The organism is Acinetobacter sp. YH12126 (assembly GCF_013418745.1).
Taxonomy (GTDB): domain Bacteria; phylum Pseudomonadota; class Gammaproteobacteria; order Pseudomonadales; family Moraxellaceae; genus Acinetobacter; species Acinetobacter amyesii.
This window is the reverse complement of sequence record NZ_VPBM01000007.1, coordinates 128,610-144,074: the sequence shown is the minus strand read 5'-3', so window position 1 is coordinate 144,074 and position 15,465 is coordinate 128,610. Positions and strand designations below refer to the sequence as shown.

Annotated in this window: 10 protein-coding genes; 5 read left to right on the top strand and 5 right to left on the bottom strand. The window is 40.3% G+C overall.

The annotated features are described in order from the left end of the window. Positions 1–159 precede the first annotated feature (159 nt). From mfd to aspA, 3 genes are all read right to left on the bottom strand, one after another. Positions 160–3,627 (bottom strand): transcription-repair coupling factor, encoded by a 3,468-nt coding sequence (mfd, locus tag FTU62_RS06650; protein WP_180102284.1) that lies wholly within the window; start codon positions 3,625–3,627, stop codon positions 160–162. Between the two features lie 179 nt (positions 3,628–3,806). Then, a complete protein-coding gene (locus tag FTU62_RS06645) occupies positions 3,807–4,163 on the bottom strand; it encodes a hypothetical protein (RefSeq protein WP_078193486.1) in 357 nt (118 codons plus the stop codon). Between the two features lie 335 nt (positions 4,164–4,498). Beyond that, positions 4,499–5,947: an aspartate ammonia-lyase gene (gene aspA / locus FTU62_RS06640; protein WP_180102238.1), complete on the bottom strand. Its 1,449-nt coding sequence runs from the start codon at positions 5,945–5,947 to the stop codon at positions 4,499–4,501. A gap of 423 nt (positions 5,948–6,370) precedes the next feature. Here aspA and putP point away from each other — a divergent pair, with 423 nt between their 5' ends. Beyond that, positions 6,371–7,873 (top strand): sodium/proline symporter PutP, encoded by a 1,503-nt coding sequence (gene putP, locus FTU62_RS06635; protein ID WP_078193488.1) that lies wholly within the window; start codon positions 6,371–6,373, stop codon positions 7,871–7,873. Positions 7,874–7,935: 62 nt separating this feature from the next. Here putP and FTU62_RS06630 read toward each other — a convergent pair whose 3' ends face one another. Beyond that, complete coding sequence (locus FTU62_RS06630; protein ID WP_180007830.1) at positions 7,936–8,430, bottom strand: Lrp/AsnC ligand binding domain-containing protein; 495 nt, start codon at positions 8,428–8,430, stop codon at positions 7,936–7,938. A 133-nt stretch (positions 8,431–8,563) separates the two neighbouring features. Between FTU62_RS06630 and putA the strand changes: the two genes are divergently transcribed. The 4 genes from putA (at position 8,564) to FTU62_RS06610 (ending at position 14,595) form a co-directional block, all read left to right on the top strand. Next, positions 8,564–12,295 carry a trifunctional transcriptional regulator/proline dehydrogenase/L-glutamate gamma-semialdehyde dehydrogenase gene (gene putA / locus FTU62_RS06625; RefSeq protein ID WP_180102237.1) on the top strand — a complete coding sequence of 1,244 codons (3,732 nt, stop codon included), beginning with the start codon at positions 8,564–8,566 and terminating at the stop codon, positions 12,293–12,295. A gap of 229 nt (positions 12,296–12,524) precedes the next feature. Then, positions 12,525–13,607 (top strand): tRNA (uridine(54)-C5)-methyltransferase TrmA, encoded by a 1,083-nt coding sequence (gene trmA, locus FTU62_RS06620; protein WP_078193491.1) that lies wholly within the window; start codon positions 12,525–12,527, stop codon positions 13,605–13,607. Positions 13,608–13,859: 252 nt separating this feature from the next. Beyond that, a complete protein-coding gene (locus FTU62_RS06615; protein WP_078188679.1) occupies positions 13,860–14,084 on the top strand; it encodes a hypothetical protein in 225 nt (74 codons plus the stop codon). A gap of 262 nt (positions 14,085–14,346) precedes the next feature. Continuing rightward, complete coding sequence (locus tag FTU62_RS06610) at positions 14,347–14,595, top strand: hypothetical protein (RefSeq protein WP_180010125.1); 249 nt, start codon at positions 14,347–14,349, stop codon at positions 14,593–14,595. A gap of 56 nt (positions 14,596–14,651) precedes the next feature. Here FTU62_RS06610 and FTU62_RS06605 read toward each other — a convergent pair whose 3' ends face one another. Then, on the bottom strand, positions 14,652–15,428 hold the full coding sequence (locus FTU62_RS06605; protein ID WP_257223090.1) for a phosphodiester glycosidase family protein: 777 nt from the start codon (positions 15,426–15,428) through the stop codon (positions 14,652–14,654). Positions 15,429–15,465: the final 37 nt, after the last annotated feature.

Sequence of the window (15,465 nt, the reverse complement as noted above, 5' to 3'; positions counted from 1 at the left end):
ATTCTGTACAGAACGTTTCATTACAAATAAACCGCATTTGAATAAAACGTTGCTTGCTTATGACTCTAATAAATTTTTCAAAAAAATCAAGCGTTTCATCTATAGAAAAAACACGCATAAAAATCTACTCATTCTAAACAAGCAATTTATACGCCAAATCTAGTGATTTGGCGCTAATTCCTTCAGTAAACTGTCTAATAAGTCATTTATAAATTGAATGCGTTTGTCATATTCTTCGAGCATGACCATCACTTTTAGACGCTGTCCACCTTCCATTCGGAAGAAAGTCGGATGCTTTTGCATCATTTGGATGATGGATATGGCTTGAACTGGTGTATCTGGCGAGAACTCAATACTACCGCCATGTGAGCTGATATCAATTTTAGTAATACCCAATTGTTCCGCTTTTAAACGCAACTGATGGACAGAGAATAACTGCTTAACTGCTTGTGGTGGTAAGCCAAAACGATCGATCAACTCCATACGAATGTTATCGAGTTTCTCTTGAGTATCCGTATTACTAATGCGTTTGTAGAACAATAACCGTTGATGTACATCACCTAAATAATCATCTGGAATTAAGGCTGGCATATGCATGCTAATTTCAGCCGTTAATGATAATGGTGAGTCAAAATTAGGTGTTTTGCCTTTTTGAATGGCTTTGGTGGCTTTTTCAAGCATTTCCATATATAGACTATAACCGATGGTTTGCATTGAGCCACTTTGCTGTTCACCCAGCAACTCACCTGCACCACGAATTTCTAAGTCTTCTGTAGCCAACATGAAACCCGCACCCAAAGTCGATGCACGAGAAATGGCATCTAGGCGTTTTTCAGCATCACCTTTTAGACCTTTGAGCGAAGGCACTAGTAAATAAGCATAGGCTTGATGGTGCGATCGACCAACACGACCACGTAGTTGGTGCAACTGCGCTAGTCCAAGTTTATCTGCACGCTCAATCAAAATGGTATTGGCGTTTGGCACGTCAATCCCAGTTTCAATAATGGTTGAACACACCAGTACGTTATATTCTTTGTGATAGAACTGTTGCATGATTTGCTCTAGTTCACGCTCACGCATTTGACCATGAGCAACCGCAACACGTGCTTCAGGGACCAATTCCCGTAAGGTTTCTGCCGTACGTTCAATGGTCTCGACTTCGTTGTGTAAGAAATACACTTGTCCACCACGTAGCAATTCACGCAAGATGGCTTCTTTGATCGAATCTCCAGTATGCTCTTGTACAAAGGTTTTCACAGCAAGTCGACGTGCAGGCGGCGTTGCAATAATAGATAGATCACGCATACCACTAAAAGCCATATTCAGCGTACGTGGAATAGGCGTTGCAGTTAGCGTTAGCATATCAACATCGGCACGTAAGGCTTTAATTCGCTCTTTATCACGTACACCAAAACGGTGCTCTTCATCCACGATCATGAGACCGAGATTTTTAAATTGCACGCTTTCCTGCAAGATTTTATGTGTGCCAATCACGATATCCACTTTGCCTTCTGCGAGGTCTTCAATGGTTTTGGTATGTGATTTTGATGAACCAAAGCGTGATAGGACTTCAATACGTACAGGCCAGTCCGCAAAACGGTCTTTGAAAGACTCGTAGTGCTGCTGCGCCAACAACGTGGTTGGAACAAGTACAGCCACTTGTTTGTTATTTTGTACTGCCACGAATGCAGCACGCATGGCCACTTCTGTTTTACCAAAACCGACATCACCACAAACCAAGCGATCCATTGGCTTCGCTTGTTGCATGTCATAGAGTGTCGCTTCAATAGCATTGGCTTGGTCTAAAGTTTCCTCATAGGCGAAGCCACTGGCAAACTGCATATAGAGACTTTGATCCAGTTCAAATCCATAACCCGGCTTCGAGTGACGACGGGCTTGAATATGTAAAAGTTCTGCCGCCACATCATGGATCTGCTCTAAAGCCTTGCGTTTGGCTTTAGACCATGCATCTGTGCCCAATTTATGTAATGGTGCTAGATCTGGGTCACCACCGCTATATCGACTAATTAAATGCAGGTTTGTTACAGGGACATACACCTTAGCTGCATCGGCATAGTCTAACTGCAAAAACTCATGGTCTTGGTCATCGATACTCAAGGTAATTAAACCGGCATATCGCCCTACACCATAATCAATATGAACCACAGGTGCGCCAATACTTAGCTCGGTTAAACTGCGAACAAGGAACTCTTCTGATACTTCCTGTTGGCGTTTACGACGACGTTGAACCACACGGTGTTCATAAAGCTGATTTTCAGAAATTACACTGAGTTTGTCAGTTAGCAATAAACCACGATCTAAGGGCGCATTGGTGATCGCAATCGCATGCATAGAATGCATAAAATCATCAAAACTTTCGACCGTTGGGATATCACCCAAACTTGGACGCAATGCATCTTTTAAAGTTTCACGTCGACCAGCGCTTTCAGCCACCAAAAGCACTGGATAATTTGCCGCATCGATATATTGCTTAACAACATAAAATGGCTTTTCACGTTTTGGATCGACAGGTAAACGGGGTGGAATCTCAGCTGCAAGATTGATCACGCCATTGCGTTCATCAAAAGCCTCAGGCGAAGCCACGATACGACGGCAGAGATTTAATTGTTCTAACACTTGATTTGGTTGTAGGAAAATCTGCTCTGGCGGCAAAATCGGTTGGTCGACATTATGACGACGGTCTTCATAACGACGCACAATGTCTGACCAAAACTGAATCAATGTGTCATCAATAGCTTTATCTGTAATGACAATGCCATTCTCTGGTAAGTACGAAAATAGCGTACTTTGCTCTCTCATGGCTTGTTCAGAGAAGAACAACGGAAAATAAAACTCAATACCCGGTGAAGCTATGCCATCTTGTACATCCTGATAAATTGGATTTTTCTTTGGATTTGCCATCGGAAAATTTTCCGCATATCGATCACGAAACAGTGAGCGCGCTTCTTTTAATGGAAATTCTTTTGCAGGTAAAACCGTAAAATGATCTAAGTTTTGGGTGGTTCGCTGAGTTTCAGGATCAAAGAATTTGAGGGTATCGATTTCATCATCAAATAAGTCAATACGAATCGGTGAACTTTGCCCCGAAGCGTAAATATCCATGATGCTGCCGCGTACTGCAAATTCACCATGATCATAAACGGTATCTACCAAGTGATAGCCCGCTTGTACTAATCTTAATTTTTGTTGTTCTATATCAAATTTTTGACCTACTTTAATATCAAAGTGTTCACCTAATACCCAAGATGCAGGCGCAACTCGCTGCGCTAAAGTTGTTGCTGAAACCAACAACACACCTTGCTGTGGCATATTGGACAAAATCGCCAAGCGCTCAGAAACGATGTCTTGATGTGGCGATAGCCGGTCATAAGGTAAAATTTCCCAATCTGGGAAAATAGTCGGCTTAATTCCGTAAAATTCCAGCTCACTTTCTAACTGCCCGAGATGCTGATTATTACGTGCTACAATCACAAACAACTGTTTCGATTGTTTGCTAATTTCTTTAAATAATAATGCAGCAGATGAGCCTTGTAAGTTTCCGACCCACCGCTTTTCGCCAGCTTTGAGCTGTTTAAGATTGAGTTGTGAAATTTCTTGCTGGAACATGATGTAAATAGCTTTTAATGTTTTAATCACTTAGTGATCATATTAACACGATGCTTTTTACATTCCGAGATTTAAGCAACTATATACAGTGTTTTAACCAATATGGATTTGCGATTGTATTTTCTATTGATGAGTACCCTTAACGCAGCCATCAAACTCAAACACTGCAGTCCATTCACTTACTTACGATCACGGATGAATTGACGATAATAATCATTCAATAGTTTGACATAGAGTTTAAACTGCAACAGATTTTCTTCAGTATTGCCTAATCGTGCAACAAAGCGTTGACTTGCAATTTCCAAGTCTATTTTTTCATTGATAATCATTGCAGTCGCATAGAGCTGTTTTAAATCATCGAAATTTGTCATTTTTCTATTCGACAAATATTCCATACGTTCAGACAAAGTATTTAAAACTACGCCTTCAATGATATAGCCCTGAGTTTCATCATATTGAATGTGGTGTTGTTCTAAGTAAAGTTGCTCAGGCGACTCTTTAGCGCCTTTGAATAAATCGACTAACTTATTAAACATCTGACTATCTACAACATGATAAAAAACCTATTGTACTTCGATTACATCCTTTTTTGGGCAAGTTAAAGTATTTCTGACTTTATCTATGCGCTAAATTTTTCATCCAAACCTTCATGACTATATATAGAACTATAATTACGATCTTAAGCAAATATAGCGTTTTATTTTCAACCCAATACTTTCTTTTAGAAATTAAGTTACTTCTAGAAACCTAAAACATCACTGCCATCAGATTAGTTTTCTAGATTTACCACTAATTTCTTCAAATAAAAAACGAAGGATTAACCTTCGTCATTTACTCATCATGGGGCTATTTAAAAGTCTTAAATAAGCATTTAACTCACTTGAGCGAGTGGCATACTAAATGGTGTCACTTCAGAAACTAAATTTTCAATCGAGAAAATTTCATCCAATTGACTTACAGTTAACAGCTCTTGCTCTAAAACCACTTGGCGAATGGTTTTATTTTCGGCAATACATTGCTTACCGATTTCATCACATTTTGCATGACCTAAATATGGATCGAGTAAGGTCACGATTCCTACACTACGCATCACAGCATCAAAACATGCTTGCTCATTTGCCTGAATGCCTTGAATACATTTGCTGTCTAATGTTTTCACTGCATTCACCAAAAGCTCAATCGATTCGTTCATGGACAATGCAATCACCGGCTCCATGACATTTAATTGTAATTGCCCTGCTTCCGCAGCCAAAGTAATGGTTAAATCATTACCCATTACTCGAAAAGCAATTTGATTGACCACTTCAGGGATCACAGGATTGACCTTTGCAGGCATGATCGACGAACCTGCTTGTAACTCAGGTAAATGAATTTCCGCAAAACCTGTTCGTGGCCCCGAACTTAAAAGACGTAAGTCATTACAAATTTTAGAAAGTTTGACAGCTAAACGTTTTAAGCAGCTCGATAATAAAATAAATACGCCACAATCACTGGTTGCTTCGACATAGTCTTCTGCACCTTGCAATTTTAAACCAGTCAAATGAGCTAGATTTTCAACGGCCTTCGCTGCATAACCCACAGGAGAATTCACGCCAGTACCAATTGCCGTCGCACCTAAATTAATTTCCAATAAAAGCTGTCGATTTTGCTCAATCAACTTTAAATCTTCTTTTAATAATGTTGCAAATGCTCGGAACTCTTGCCCCAAAGTCATCGGAACAGCATCTTGTAACTGTGTACGCCCCATTTTGATGACATGTTTAAACTCATCAGCTTTAACATGTAAGCTTCCGATAAGTTGATTTAGTACTACAAATAAAGCATCAAAAGCACTATATGTCGCTAGACGCAGCGCTGTTGGATAGACATCATTGGTCGATTGTGACTTATTGACATGGTCGTTGGGATGAATCCGTTGATAACTACCTTTAGCATCTCCGAGCGACTCAAGGGCAATATTGGCAATGACTTCATTGGCATTCATGTTAATAGAAGTGCCTGCTCCACCTTGATAAATATCAATTGGAAATGAATCCGACCATTGTTCTGGATGATCAATCAATGCATCACACGCCTGCTGAATCGCTTGGCGAATATCATCTTGTATTAAGTTAAATTGATAATTGGTTTCTGCTGACGCTTTTTTTACCTGAGCAATAGCGCGTACAAAGTTTAAATTTTGTCCGACATGCTGCTTTGATATTTGAAAGTTTTCGATGGCACGCAATGTGTGTATGCCGTAATAACATGACTGCGGGACTGCCTTATCCCCCAGTAAATCATGCTCTATTCTCGTTTTTTCCATTTGAACCGTTGTCACTGCGCATTCCCTCTAATTACGCACCAAGACTGTGCATACCTCATATTCGATCTGTTCAAATCATCTCACTACAGATGATGTGATGCACATTTGCAACCAAATATTTCAAATGCACATTTCTTGTTCAATATGTAACATTGTGTAATTTTTACCTATTTTCATTAGTTCTCTTTTTGTGATGAAAAGTCTTAGGTAGATTTACTTAACAAAATTTAAATTCCCTTCTGGACAACATTTCAGCAGTACAATAAAAAATTCGATTTGTAATAAGAAAAAATAGTGTTTACACAAAATATACATAAAATATGCTTAAAGGTTACAGAGTGTAATTTTTAAATCGTGCTTGAATCTGCGACTTACGACAGAAGTACAAATTTTCATCTAGGACAGAGATGATTTGCTTTCATTAAGGACGAACCGCCTATGAGCCATTTAAACCCGACATTAGTCACCTTTATTTTTTATATTCTTGCAATGCTTGCCATTGGTTTGTATGCCTACAGAGCTACGCATAACTTTGACGAATACATTTTAGGTGGACGAAGTTTAGGAAGTGTTGTGACCGCACTTTCAGCAGGTGCATCCGACATGAGTGGTTGGCTACTCATGGGTCTCCCTGGTGCAATTTATCTATCTGGTCTTTCTGAAGCTTGGATTGCAATCGGCTTAATTATCGGTGCTTGGTTGAACTGGCTGATCGTTGCCGGACGCTTGCGTGTTCATACCGAATATCAAAATAATGCCCTGACCCTGCCCGATTATTTCACAAGCCGTTTTGCAGACCGTAAAAAGATTTTACGTATCATTTCAGCTGTAGTGATTTTAGTTTTCTTTGCGATTTACTGTGCTTCTGGCATGGTGGCTGGCGCACGACTTTTCGAAAGTTTATTCGGTTGGAACTACACAACAGCACTGTGGATTGGTGCCATTGCAACCATCAGCTATGTCTGTATTGGTGGATTCTTAGCGATCAGTTGGACCGATACTTTCCAAGCGGGTCTGATGATCTTTGCACTGCTGATCACACCGATCATCGCCTACCTTGCTTTAGGTGATAACAGTCAAAATCTTGCTGCTATTTTGGAAACAGCTCGTCCGCAAGCTTCTAATTTATTTGAAGGTTTAAGTACAGTTGCGATTTTATCCAGCATGGCATGGGGCTTAGGCTATTTTGGTCAGCCGCATATTTTGGTTCGCTTTATGGCAGCCGATTCTGTTAAATCCATTCCGAATGCACGACGCATTGGTATGACATGGATGATCCTGTGTCTAGGCGGTGCTGTAGCAGTGGGTTATATCGGTATTGCTTACTTCCAAGTCCACCCAGAACTAGCAAGCGTCGTTAATGCTAACCCTGAAACGGTATTTATGGAATTGACTAAAATTCTATTCAATCCGTGGATTGCAGGGATTATTTTAGCCGCAATTTTAGCTGCAGTGATGAGCACACTTAGCTGTCAGTTATTGGTGTGTTCAACAACCTTGACGGAAGATTTGTACAAAGGATTTATTCGTAAAAACGCATCGCAAAAAGAATTGGTTTGGATTGGACGTGCGATGGTCTTGGCAATTGCCGTATTTGCAATCACCTTTGCAATGAACCCTGCAAGTAAAGTTTTAGGCTTAGTGGCTTATGCATGGGCAGGTTTCGGTGCTGCATTTGGCCCACTGATTATTCTTTCATTGCTTTGGAAACGTATGACGCTTAACGGAGCAATCATTGGCATGATCGTAGGTGCTGTGACTGTCATCGTGTGGAAAAACTACTTAGGCCACCTTGGTTTATACGAAATCATTCCAGGCTTTATTTTCTCTGCGATCAGTATCGTTGTGGTGAGCTTATTGGGCAAAGCACCAGAGGCGGATGTGGTTGAACGCTTTGAAAAAGCCGAAGCGCAATATCAAAAAGAAATGTCTGAAATCTAAAATTTTTGACACTAAAAAAGGGGCTAAATGCCCCTTTTTAGTACTCAATTATTGATGATTAGCTACTTCGGCCGAGCCGCAGGTTTCAGTTTAATTTGCATACTTTCTTTAATTACTTCCATTACAGGATAACTACGCGTTTCCTTGATACCAGGTAATTGCCAAAGCACCTGCCCTGAAATTTTTCTAAATTCTTCCATGTTTGCACAGCGTATTTTCACTACAAAATCAAAACCACCACTGATCATGTGACATTCTACGATTTCTGGAATTTGACGTACTGCATCCGAAAAATCTTCCAATACATTGGGCGTGGTTTTATCTAGTAAAATCTCCACAAAAACCACAAATCCATTGTTGAGTAAGACCGGATTTAAACGTGCTTCATAGCCTAAAATAAAGCCTTCTTTCGATAATTTTTGCACACGTGCCAACGCCGCAGTGGGTGATAAATTCACCATTTCTGCAAGCTTAATATTGGACAATTTTCCATCTTCTTGCAGCAGCTCTAAAATTCGAATATCTATACGGTCTAAGCTCAAATATGGGCTACTCATCTGAATTTTTCTCTAAATATTATTAAAACTATAGTGAGTTATTCGCTAAATATTCTGTGATGATAAATTAAATAAAGGATCAAGCTCAAGATTTATTTGCTCGTCATAGAACTTTGACACGGAAAATTGAAACATGAATGGAAAAGTATTTGAAGTCACGGGAAGCGATGACTACATCACTGAATTTAAAGACAAGAATAGCTTTGAACAATCGATTAATACAGCATGGCGTCGTGCTGAAACTGAGTGCATTGAAAACTTATTAGCACACAGCGAAATCGCTTCCCCGATCAGCGATCAAATTCAACAATTGGCTTTTGACTTAGCCCATTCATTACGTGAACGTAAAAGCGGTACAGGTAAAGCAGGCATTGTACAAGGCTTGCTACAAGAGTTTTCATTGTCTTCTCAGGAAGGCATCGCGCTCATGTGTTTAGCTGAAGCGCTACTCCGTATTCCAGACAAAGCAACACGTGATTTACTGATCAAAGATAAAATCAACCAAGGTAACTGGAAAGATCATGTTGGCCAAAGTAGCCTCATGTTCGTAAATGCTGCTGCTTGGGGTTTAATGCTGACGGGCAAACTGATGGAAACCCCTCAACAAAAAAGTCTGTCTAGCCTACTCACCGGTATTTTAGCACGCAGTGGTCGCGGTATTATCCGTAAAGCTGTCGACGTGGCTATGCGTATGATGGGCGAACAGTTTGTTACAGGTGAAACCATCAATGAAGCGATTAAACATGCAGAAATTTTAGAAGATAAAAGCTTCCGCTATTCATATGACATGTTGGGTGAAGCAGCATTAACTGAACCTGATGCAGAACGTTATTATCAAGACTATACCGATGCGATCCACGCGATTGGACAAGCTTCTGAAGGTAAGGATGTTTATAACGGTGCAGGTATTTCAATCAAATTATCTGCCCTACACCCACGCTACCAACGCTCACAGATCGACCGTGTACATAACGAACTTTATGGCAAAGTGCTTGAACTTGCTGTATTAGCCAAGCATTACAATATTGGTCTAAACATTGATGCTGAAGAAACTGACCGCCTAGAAATTTCTTTGGAACTACTTGAGCGCCTGTGTTTTGAGCCCAAATTAGCAGACTGGAAAGGTATTGGATTTGTGATTCAAGCCTACCAAAAGCGCTGTTTCTATGTGGTCGACCATATTATTGACCTCGCTAAGCGTAGTCAAAAACGTTTAATGATCCGCTTAGTGAAAGGTGCATACTGGGACAGCGAAATTAAGAAAGCGCAAATTGAAGGTATGAGTGACTATCCTGTATTTACGCGCAAAGTTCATACCGACCTGTCTTATATTGCATGTGCTAAAAAACTTTTAGCAGCACCTGAGCAAGTTTATCCTCAGTTTGCAACACACAATGCGCAAACCGTTGCTACGATCTACCAATTAGCACAGCCAGAGCTTTACTATCCAGGCCAGTATGAATTCCAGTGCCTTCACGGCATGGGTGAACCCCTCTATGAACAAGTGGTGGGTTCGAAGTCTGATAACAAACTGGGTGTGCCTTGTCGTATTTATGCACCAGTGGGTAACCATGAAACCTTATTGGCCTATTTGGTTCGACGTTTACTGGAAAATGGTGCGAATACCTCTTTCGTCAACCGTATTGCAGATAAAAATTTAAAAATTGAAGATTTAATTGAAAATCCAAGACAGACGATATTAGCGACGGCTGAAAAAGAAGGTATCACTGGAGCGAAGCATCCTTCTATCCCATTTCCGCAAGATTTGTATGGCACAGAACGTCGCAACTCAAAAGGACTCGATTTAGCCAATGATCGTGACTTATCTCAGCTCAATACCACGGCAGTACAGCATGCACATACCCAGTGGCATGCTAGTGCAATGGGCGCTAATTTAGAAGAAATTCATACTGCAAGTATCAACATTACAAACCCTGCAAACCGTAGTGATGTGGTCGGCAGTGTCAGTGAAGCTAGTCTAGAGCAAGCGGAAATCGCTCTCAATAATGCTGTAAATGCCCAAGCTTCATGGAAAACTTTAGACAAAGATCAGCGTGCAGCATGCTTAAACCGTGCGGCAGATTTGATGGAAGCACAATTGCAATCTCTCATGGTGTTGTTGTCACGTGAAAGTGGTAAAACTTATGCCAATGCTATTGCTGAAGTCCGTGAAGCTGTAGATTTCCTACGTTATTATGCGGCTCAAATGATTGATCTAGCTGAAAATACGCAAATTGAACCCCGAGGTACTGTGCTGTGCATTAGCCCGTGGAACTTCCCGCTTGCAATTTTCACAGGTCAAATTGCTGCAGCCTTGGTTGCAGGTAATACCGTGATTGCCAAGCCTGCTGAACAAACGCCTCTGATTGCTGCTCAAGCTGTACATATTTTATGGGAAGCAGGTGTTCCGTTTGATGTATTGCAACTCCTTCCTGGACGTGGCGAAACGATTGGTGCCAAACTCAGCGCGGACTCACGTATCCAAGGCATCATGTTTACAGGCTCAACGGAAGTCGCACGTATCTTGCAAAAAACCGTGGCACAGCGCTTAAACCAATTTGGCGAAAGCGTGGTTTTGATTGCTGAAACTGGCGGTCAGAATGCCATGATTGTTGACTCATCTGCATTGACAGAACAAGTGGTATTGGATGTCGTTAACTCAGCTTATGATAGTGCCGGTCAACGCTGTTCTGCCCTACGTATTCTCTGTGTACAAGAAGATAATGTGGACGTTGTCCGTACCATGTTACAAGGTGCGATGAAGCAACTTCGTGTCGGAAATCCTGCACTTTTAGCAACTGACATTGGCCCAGTGATCGACCTTGAAGCACAGCAAAATATTGAAAAACATATTGAGAAGATGCGTAGCAAAGGCTATCCAGTACATCAAATCATGTTTAATGCTGATAGCAATGCCTTAAGTACGGGAACTTTCGTTGCACCAACTTTGATTGAACTGCCAAATTTAAATGATTTAGAACGCGAAGTTTTTGGGCCAGTATTGCATTTAATCACCTACAAATATGGTGAGATTGAAAACCTATTAACACAAATTAATGCCAAAGGTTATGGTTTAACCATGGGCTTGCATACACGTATTGATGACACGATTCAAAAAGTCATCGGTCATGCAGAAGTCGGCAACCTGTACATTAACCGTAATATTGTAGGTGCTGTGGTTGGTGTACAACCCTTTGGCGGCGAAGGCCTATCAGGTACAGGTCCAAAAGCTGGCGGTCCTTTATATCTTTACCGTTTAATGCATCAAATTTCTGAGAAAAAATTGGCTACACCTTATGCTGCTCAGGCAGAAACACAAGCTGCACACTTCCCTGCATATGAAGCTTTTAACGCTTGGGCGAAGCAACATTTTGCAGGCATTGCCATTCAAGCACCGCAGGCCATAGCCGCAGGACAAAGTTTTGAACTGCAAGGCCCTACTGGTGAAAACAACCAATATGCCATTTTGGCACGTAAAGGTGTACTTTCACTAGCCAATAATGATGCAGATCAACTGAATCAAATTGCTGCGATTTTATCGGTGGGTAGTCAGCCCGTCGTACTTGCAGACAATACTTTTGTGTTGAAACACTTAAATAGCATGCCAAAAATCCTCGTGGACCAATTTAAAGTGATCACGGATCTTTATCATGGCAATTTTGATGCGGTTTTACATCATGGTGAAAAAGCTGAGTTATTAAAAATTCAACAAGTCATCGCGTCTCGTGAAGGTGCAATTATTGGCATTACACATTTAGCTTCAGGCCAATATGACATCCCTGTAGAACGTTTCGTGATTGAACGGGCAATCAGTGTCAATACAGCGGCAGCCGGTGGTAATGCCAGCTTAATGACAATGAATTAAACACTGAATTGAACCCCAACTAATCAGTTCCTCACTTAGCTCAATCTTTATGAATGTTCCATAAAGATTGAGCGTTTTTTTAACTTCCCCTAGATAAATAATCTGTTTAGCGCATTCAGACTCATCCTCTCGACAGATAAATACAGCCAAAAGTGGAATTAATTTAGTCTTATAAGGTGAATTTTGCTAACATGACTTTTTTTAATATGTTTGCGATTTTTTACTGCATATGACTTCAACTTATCAGCAACAACTTGATGCCAAAGTTGCCCGCATTACGGCTCAATTTTCAGAATACAACCCTCCCTCTTTAGAAGTTTTTCCTTCTGCTGAACAAAACTTTCGTATGCGAGCGGAATTCCGAATTTGGCATACTGAAAATGATATGTTCTATGCAATGTTTGAACGCAATGCAGACAATGAAAAACAAGTTGTCGAAATTAAAGATTTCCCGATTGCAGATAAAAGCATTAATGATTTAATGCCCGTATTATTAAATGAACTCAAGGCACAAGAGATCTTATCTAGCCGATTATTTGAAGTTCATTTCTTAGCAACGCTGAAAGGTGAAATGCTGGTTTCATTGGTTTACCGCTGCCCACTCAATGCTGAATGGGAAGTTGCTGCCAAAGCGCTGTCTGAAAAGCTCAATATCAAGATTTATGGTCGTAGTCGTGGTCAGCGCGTGATTTTGACTGATGACTATGTGGTTGAAGAACTCCAAGTGTTTGACCGTAAATATCAGTATAAACAAATTGAAAGTAGCTTCACACAGCCAAATGCCGGCGTATGTCAAAAAATGCTGGAATGGGCGTGTCAGGTTGCGGATCACTCAGACAAAGACTTACTTGAGCTCTACTGTGGTAATGGTAATTTCACGCTGCCTCTTTCAACACGCTTTAATCGCGTTTTGGCAACCGAATTAGCCAAGTCTTCAGTTTATGCCGCGCAGTGGAATATTGAGCAAAATGGTATTGATAATATCCAAGTGGCTCGTCTTTCAGCTGAAGAGTTTACCCAAGCCTACAATGCTGAACGTACATTCCGCCGCCTTGAAGAAGCTGAGATTGAAATTTCAAGCTATAACTTCGATACGGTATTTGTCGATCCACCGCGTGCAGGTATCGATGATGAAACACTAAAACTGTTGCAACGTTTTGAACGCATTATCTATATTTCATGCAACCCAGATACTTTACATGACAATCTTAAACTGCTTTCACAAACGCATAAAATCAGTAAATTTGCCTTGTTTGATCAATTCCCTTATACACACCATGTAGAGTCTGGTGTGTTTCTTGAGAAGATTTAAACAAATTATTTCAAGTCATGTTGTTGTTATAAAAGGAGCTTTCTAAAAGCTCCTTTTTTATATGCTAAAAAAGCTTTATTTTCTCGCCACATGCAGTGCAATGGATGCCTTTTTATATCAATTAGGCAAAGATTCTAAAAGTCCAATCGAAAAAATGATCATTCAACTGGCTAAAATATCACTTTAGTAGTCTTGCTTTATTTATTGGATTGGTTATATTTCGTCCTATGTTAGGTCGCAAATGAAGGCTCTATGAGTTTTTGGCATAAGTTGTTCGCTAAAGAACAGCAAAACGGGCATAAGAATCAAATTGCCTGTGTTGAAAATGATTGCTCTTGTAAAACCAATGAACAGCTTATTGCTGCTCTTACAAAGGCAACGGATGAAGATGTTATCCTCGGTATCAAAAAAGTACTCGCTTCGCGCGGTTATAGCCGTAAGGAATTAAATGAAATCCAACATCTACCTCTACAGTAGAGTCTGAACATTCAATGTTCAAACAAGGCATTCTGTTTTACAGAGTGCCTTTTTCATTTTTAGTCTAATCAAAAATATGCCGCTTATTTACAGATCAGGTTTTGTGGATTGGCCACATCGCTATTTACAGCTTTTATGCTATGCTCCAAGGCAACTCAGTGATGTCTAATTTTTAAACACACGACAATAAAACCTAATATTGCACTAAATTAGAGGCAGATGACCTCTAAACAGCATTGATATAAAAACTAAAGGAATGCACATGAATAAATTAACAAATTGCCTTGTTACCTGCTGTATACTTAGTCTAAGTGCTTGTAGCCAAATCCCCAAAGAATGCGAAGAATCCTGGGATAAACTCGAAGCCTTGTCGAAACAAATGGGCTTAAACGAAGAACAAATCAAAGAACAGAAAAAACAGTTTGAAGAAAGTATTAAAAAACAATCTAAAGAACAAGCCATTCAAATGTGCCAAACCCAAAGTACCTTTTTAGGTTTAGTCGGCAAATAAACAGTAGTTTCTATCAATCTAAACACTGTACAGATGAAACCCGATTATTCGGGCTTTTATTGTTTGCATTGAGATGCTGTTGTATACGCTACAATTGGCCCTAAAGGTTTCAAACTTGAATCATGTCTATTCAATGCTTGAATATCTGCACTAGACACAGATCCATCTAAATACAAGGCATTGTTAATCGATAATTGCTGCTTAAAATATTGTGCAAATGCATAAAACGACACGCCTTCACGACTGATCACAAAATACAACTTGCCGTTCTTGATCCCCACGCCATTGCGGATTTTCAATGAATCTGACTGTGGGATAAAGTTTGGATTGATTTTTCCATCTACCACCAGCATTGGACCTGACTGCGTTGCATAACGTGCCTTAAAATCTGTGGAAGCATATTTTTGTGTAGTTAATATCACCGCTTGCTTGTCATTCCATGCCAGAACACCATTCGGCTGAATTAAAAAATTACCGAAGCCTCGTGTTGCACGATTCAAGGCTTTTTTCTGCAGCCCATTTTCAACGTAAAGACCAACAGGCGCTAAGTCTGCATGATACATCCCTGCATTCATTGCGAAGTTCATCGTATTACACTTACGCGCTAATGACTGCTTTAAACGCTGTAGGTCTCGATATGGCTGCTGCTCTGCATCATATAAATAGAGCTCTAGTTTACTCAAATCCGAAATTTCAACCACATCCACTGCAATGGGCTGACTGACACGTTTCGCTTGAATATTGGCATAGGAAATAGTCGGTGAGAAAATCAGACCGAGCAGCATCATAAAGCGCATTTTTTTAAACATTGAGGTTGATTGAAGACCAAGCATGACCCTATCCATAGTGCACGTTAAAAATCGAACAAAT

What these genes read in the sequence shown, in the direction of transcription:
- mfd (WP_180102284.1), bottom strand. Translation starts at nt 3,627, where the DNA reads ATGTTCCAGCAAGAAATTTCACAACTCAATCTTAAACAGCTCAAAGCT.
- FTU62_RS06645 (WP_078193486.1), bottom strand. Translation starts at nt 4,163, where the DNA reads ATGTTTAATAAGTTAGTCGATTTATTCAAAGGCGCTAAAGAGTCGCCT.
- putP (WP_078193488.1), top strand. Translation starts at nt 6,371, where the DNA reads ATGAGCCATTTAAACCCGACATTAGTCACCTTTATTTTTTATATTCTT.
- FTU62_RS06630 (WP_180007830.1), bottom strand. Translation starts at nt 8,430, where the DNA reads ATGAGTAGCCCATATTTGAGCTTAGACCGTATAGATATTCGAATTTTA.
- putA (WP_180102237.1), top strand. Translation starts at nt 8,564, where the DNA reads ATGAATGGAAAAGTATTTGAAGTCACGGGAAGCGATGACTACATCACT.
- trmA (WP_078193491.1), top strand. Translation starts at nt 12,525, where the DNA reads ATGACTTCAACTTATCAGCAACAACTTGATGCCAAAGTTGCCCGCATT.
- FTU62_RS06615 (WP_078188679.1), top strand. Translation starts at nt 13,860, where the DNA reads ATGAGTTTTTGGCATAAGTTGTTCGCTAAAGAACAGCAAAACGGGCAT.
- FTU62_RS06610 (WP_180010125.1), top strand. Translation starts at nt 14,347, where the DNA reads ATGAATAAATTAACAAATTGCCTTGTTACCTGCTGTATACTTAGTCTA.
- FTU62_RS06605 (WP_257223090.1), bottom strand. Translation starts at nt 15,428, where the DNA reads ATGCTTGGTCTTCAATCAACCTCAATGTTTAAAAAAATGCGCTTTATG.